The organism is Microvirga soli, from assembly GCF_016734765.1.
Taxonomy (GTDB): Bacteria; Pseudomonadota; Alphaproteobacteria; order Rhizobiales; family Beijerinckiaceae; genus Microvirga; species Microvirga soli.
Genome location: NZ_JAERQE010000112.1, coordinates 1 through 4702, shown reverse-complemented (window position 1 = coordinate 4702; position 4702 = coordinate 1). Strand labels below are relative to the sequence as shown.

Annotated in this window: 3 protein-coding genes and 1 pseudogene; all 4 read left to right on the top strand. The window is 62.3% G+C overall.

The genetic code is table 11. From position 1 onward, the window contains the following. Positions 1 to 432: pseudogene (locus JKL45_RS29195) on the top strand (IS110 family transposase); the annotation flags it as partial. After that, positions 431 to 1102 (top strand): IS110 family RNA-guided transposase, encoded by a 672-nt coding sequence (locus JKL45_RS29190; protein ID WP_201865263.1) that lies wholly within the window; start codon positions 431 to 433, stop codon positions 1100 to 1102. The pseudogene JKL45_RS29195 and the gene JKL45_RS29190, both read left to right, overlap by 2 nt. A gap of 49 nt (positions 1103 to 1151) precedes the next feature. Next, positions 1152 to 1328, top strand: a complete 177-nt coding sequence (locus JKL45_RS31025) for a hypothetical protein (protein ID WP_201865262.1) — start codon at positions 1152 to 1154, stop codon at positions 1326 to 1328. 727 nt (positions 1329 to 2055) lie between these two features. Continuing rightward, complete coding sequence (locus JKL45_RS29180) at positions 2056 to 4485, top strand: penicillin acylase family protein (protein WP_201865261.1); 2430 nt, start codon at positions 2056 to 2058, stop codon at positions 4483 to 4485. Positions 4486 to 4702 lie beyond the last annotated feature (217 nt).

The window sequence follows — 4702 nt, the reverse complement described above, 5'->3', positions numbered from 1 at the left end:
GCCCAGTACGTGAAGCCGTTTCTGAAGGGGCACAAGAACGACTATCGCGATGCTGAAGCCATCGCGGAGGCGGTGCAACGGCCTACCATGTCGTTCGTGGCGATCAAAATCCCGGAGCAGATGGATCTGCTCACCTTGCGCCGGGTCCGTTTTCGCCTGGTCAGCCAGCGCACGGGCGTGACCAACCAGATCCGCGGTTTGCTGCTTGAGCGCGGCATCACCGTGCGCCAGGGGCTCGCGCCGTTGCGGCAGGCGCTGTCAGGCATTCTGGGTTCGTCCTCCGACGCTCTGTCGCTGCGCATCGTTCGCCTCATTGCCGATCTGGCTGAAGACTGGCGCGGGCTCGACGAGCGCATTGCGGCCGTCTCGGCTGAGATCGAAGCTCTGGCGGCCCAGGATGAGCACTGTCAGCGCCTGATGAGCGTGCTAGGTGCCCCCCTGCCTGATCGGCATCGAAGCCTGTGCAAGTGCTCATCACTGGTCGCCGGGGTTCCAGAGCCTTGGCCATGAGGTCAAGCTCATGCCGCCGGCTTACGTCAAACCATACGTGAAGCGGCAGAAGAACGACCTGGCTGATGCCGAGGCGATCTGCGAGGCCGTGACCCGGCCCACCATGCGCTTTGTCGAAACCAAGACGTGCGAGCAGCAGAGCATGCTGATGCTGCACCGGGTGCGGCTGATGCAGGTGCGCCAGAGGACCATGCTCACCAACGCCATCCGGGCCCACCTGGCGGAGTTCGGCCCGGTGGCGAAGATCGGCCGGGAGGGCGTGGACGAGTTGCTGCTGATAATCCGAGATGGGGATGAGCGTGTGCCGGAGCTCGCCCGGGCCTGCGTTCTGGCGTTGGCCGCGCAACTGGTGCTGGTTAAGCGTCAGATCCTGGAGATGGACCGACGGATCACCGCCCGCCACCGGGCCAGTGAGGTCAGCCGCCGGCTGGCCGAGATCCCCGGCATTGGTCCACTGCTCGCCTCCGCCCTGGTGGCCCATGTTCCCAACCCAAGGGCTTTCTCCTCAGGCCGTAATCTGGCGGCCTGGATCGGACTGGTGCCGAAGCAGAACTCCAGCGGCGGCAAGGAGCGGCTCGGCAGACGCACCTAAGCAGGGCAACCGCTACCTGCGCTCCTTGTTGACCGTAGGCGCGCTGGCGGTGATCCGCTTTGCCCAGCGGCATGGGACGCGGCGGCCGTGGATCGTGCAACTGTTGGCGCGGCGGGCCACCAAGGTGGCGGCGGTGGCCCTGGCCAACAAGATGGCCCGGTTGGTGTGGGCGATCATGGCCAAGGGCGAGCGCTATCGTGAGCCCGTGGTCGCGCAGGCAGCGTAATACCTCGTCGGAACACCTGACGAGACCAAGCTTGGGAAGGGCGAAAGGACGTTAATGCAGGATCCGGTCGAACCGGGAAGCGGGACACCCCACATGTGCCAGAGCATCTTGGAATGCGAGCTTTTGGTCGGGATCCCTTCGCGGAGGGCATGATGGCCAGGGGTCATGCGTACCGCTCCAACAGGTCGAACACATGGCCGCACCGACCAGCCCGGCAGAAGCCACACATGGCACATCCCGGAAGGGAGCCGAACTTCCGCTTCGAACAGGAAGATCGGATGTTCCTGTTCGTGAACGAATTTCACTGTCTGACCCTGGGGAGACTTTCAATGAAGCCTGCTTCGGCGGAGACACTCCATGACCAGAAAATCCGGTCGACCACTCGGCAGGTGAGGTGCTGTGCCCTTGGGGATTTCATGACGATCTGTATGTGGCTCCGCGCTATGCCGGCTGCTGGGCTGCATGCTGACTGTCGTTAACCCTGTCGAGTCTCGTAGATCCTTTGATGCGTGCCGCCCTATCGTTGTGGGCAGGGATAACCATCGCGCGCAAAACTAGCGCGGAGGTCCTAAGCGACAAGCTTCAACCACTTGATACCTGCCCTGCCAGGAATTCAATTGTCCGTTGCCCGACATTTCACCGAGCATTGGGTTCGTTCGATTCCCGAACGCCACTCCAATCCTGGAGAATAAGGGAACGATCGCTTTCGCTCAGGGAGAAAAACTCGATGAGAGCTCTGACCAGAACCGCACGCCTGACATCTTGTGTGAGCGCTCTGCTCGCTAGCACGACGATCTCCGCTTATGCAGATATGTCGAGTGCCGTTCGAACTACATCGCAGCAAGTGAAGGGACTGCAGGCTCCGGCGGAGGTGATCGTCGACCACTGGGGTATCCCGCATATCTACACAGCAAACCAGCACGACGCTTTTTTCATGCAGGGATATAACGCTGCTCGCGACCGGCTCTGGCAGATCGACCTCTGGCGCAAGCGCGGCCTCGGCCTGCTCGCGAAGGATTTCGGTCCCGATTACGCGGATCAGGACCGCGCCGCGCGCATGTTCCTCTACCGCGGCGACATGGACAAGGAATGGGCCTCTTACGGGCCCAATGCCAAGACCTACACGGAGGCTTTCGTCGAGGGTGTCAATGCCTTCGTGCAGGAAGTCAGGAATGGCACCCGTCCTGCACCGGCGGAGTTCAAGATTGCCGGAACGCAGCCCGACCTGTGGAAGCCGGAGGATGTGGTTCGCATTCGCAGCCATGGCCTGACGCGCAACATGGTCTCGGAGGTCAGGCGTGCGCAGGTTGCGTGTGCAGCTGGTCTCGATGCCGACCGCCTGCGCACCAAGTTCGAGCCCGACTGGCAAACCTCGGTTCCTGCCGGCCTCGACCCCTGCTCGATCCCGAAGGACGTCCTGAAGGACTACGAACTTGGCACCAAGGATGTCACGTTCGCGGCACCACAAAAGAAGGCCTCTCTGGACTCACATGAGGAATTTCTCAATGAGTCCATGGCCAATGTGGACCGGATCGGTTCGAACAACTGGGTCGTCTCGGGATCCCGGACGGCCACGGGCCGGCCGATCCTGGCGAACGATCCCCACCGTGCTCACGGCGTGCCGTCCCTGCGCTACATCGTGCACCTGAATGCGCCCGGCATGTCAGTGATCGGCGCGGGCGAGCCCGCTCTGCCGGGCATCTCTATCGGGCATAACGGGAAGATCGCCTTCGGGCTGACGATCTTTGCGATCGACCAGGAAGACCTCTATGCCTACGAGCTCAACCCGAACAACGCCAACCAGTACAAGTTCCGGGCCGGCTGGGAGGACATGAAGGTTGTGCGCGAGACGATCGAGGTCAAAGGCGGGCAGTCCCGCACCGTCGACCTGCTCTTCACCCGCCATGGGCCCGTTCTTGCGAAGGACGATGCCAAGCAGCGGGCCTTCGCCATGCGTTCGGTCTGGTTTGACCCCGGCACCTCGGCTTATTTCGGCTCGTCGGACTACATGACGGCCCAGAACTGGAACGGCTTCCTGGAGGCGATGAACCGCTGGGGCGCTCCGTCGGAGAACCAGGTCTATGCGGATACGGATGGAAACATCGGCTGGGTTCCCGGTGGATTGACCCCAAAGCGCGTGAGCTATGATGGCCTGATGCCCGTGCCCGGCGACGGGCGCTACGAATGGGAAGGGTTCATCCCTATGGCCGACCTGCCGAAGGAGTTCAATCCGTCGCAGGGCTATTTCGCCACCGCCAACCAGAACAACCTTCCTCCCGGCTATCCAATCAACGAGCGCCGGATCGGCTTCGATCAATGGGCTGATCCCGCGCGGTTCCAGCGCATCACGGAGGTGCTTCAGTCCAAGCCGAAGTTCACCCTGGCCGACGCCATGAACCTGCAGAACGACGACGTTAGCATGCTCGGCCGCAGGCTCGTGGCGCTGCTCAAGCCTCTGCGCTCGGAGGATACGAAGCAGCGGGCCGCGCTCGAGCTGATCCAGGGCTGGGATGCGACGGAATCGGCCGACAGCGCCGGAGCTGCGCTCTTCGAGGTCTGGACCAGCAAGCATCTCGGACGCGCAACCGTTGCTGCGACGACGCCCGAGGCGGCGCGCGCCATCATCGGCAACGCCAGCCTCTCGGCTGTGGTTGATTATCTGGAAAAGCCCGACCAGGCTCTCGGCTCCGAACAGGCGGCTGCACGGGACAAGGTCCTGCTCCAGAGCCTCTCGGCCGCAGCCGACGAGGTCGGCAAGCTGCTCGGCGATGACATGGCGCAGTGGAAATGGGGCAACCTGCATCAAGCCGAGTTCAACCACGCCCTGAAGCCTCTCGCCGACAAGGCAACGCAGGCCCAGATGACCGTCGGTCCGCTCGTGATGGGCGGCGGCAACAACGTGCCTCACGCGGCGGGCTACAGCACATCCACGTTCAAGGTGACGTCAGGGGCATCGTTCCGCATGGTGCTGGATGTCGGCAATTGGGACGACAGCCGCGCGATCAACACGCCTGGGCAGTCTGGCAATCCCTATAGTCCTCACTATCGCGATCTCGCGCCTCTCTGGGCGACGGGCGATTACGTCCCGCTCCTTTATTCCCGGGAGGCCGTGGAAAAGGCTGCAAGCGAGCGCATTCAACTCTCGCCGAAGAGTTGATGGGGCTGTGCATATTGTTTGATGCAAGAAAGGACCGGCCTGATGGTCGGTCCTTTCCACACGCACAAACTGCGATCCTACTGCCACGCCTATTAGATAGCCATCCAGAAGTTTGTATGCCAGGTTTCAGACCTCAAGATTAGATGCCGTAATGGGCCTGCCGCTCACGGAGTAGCGAAGCAGGGTGGCTGTCCCTCAGAGTGATGTGTGTGGAAAC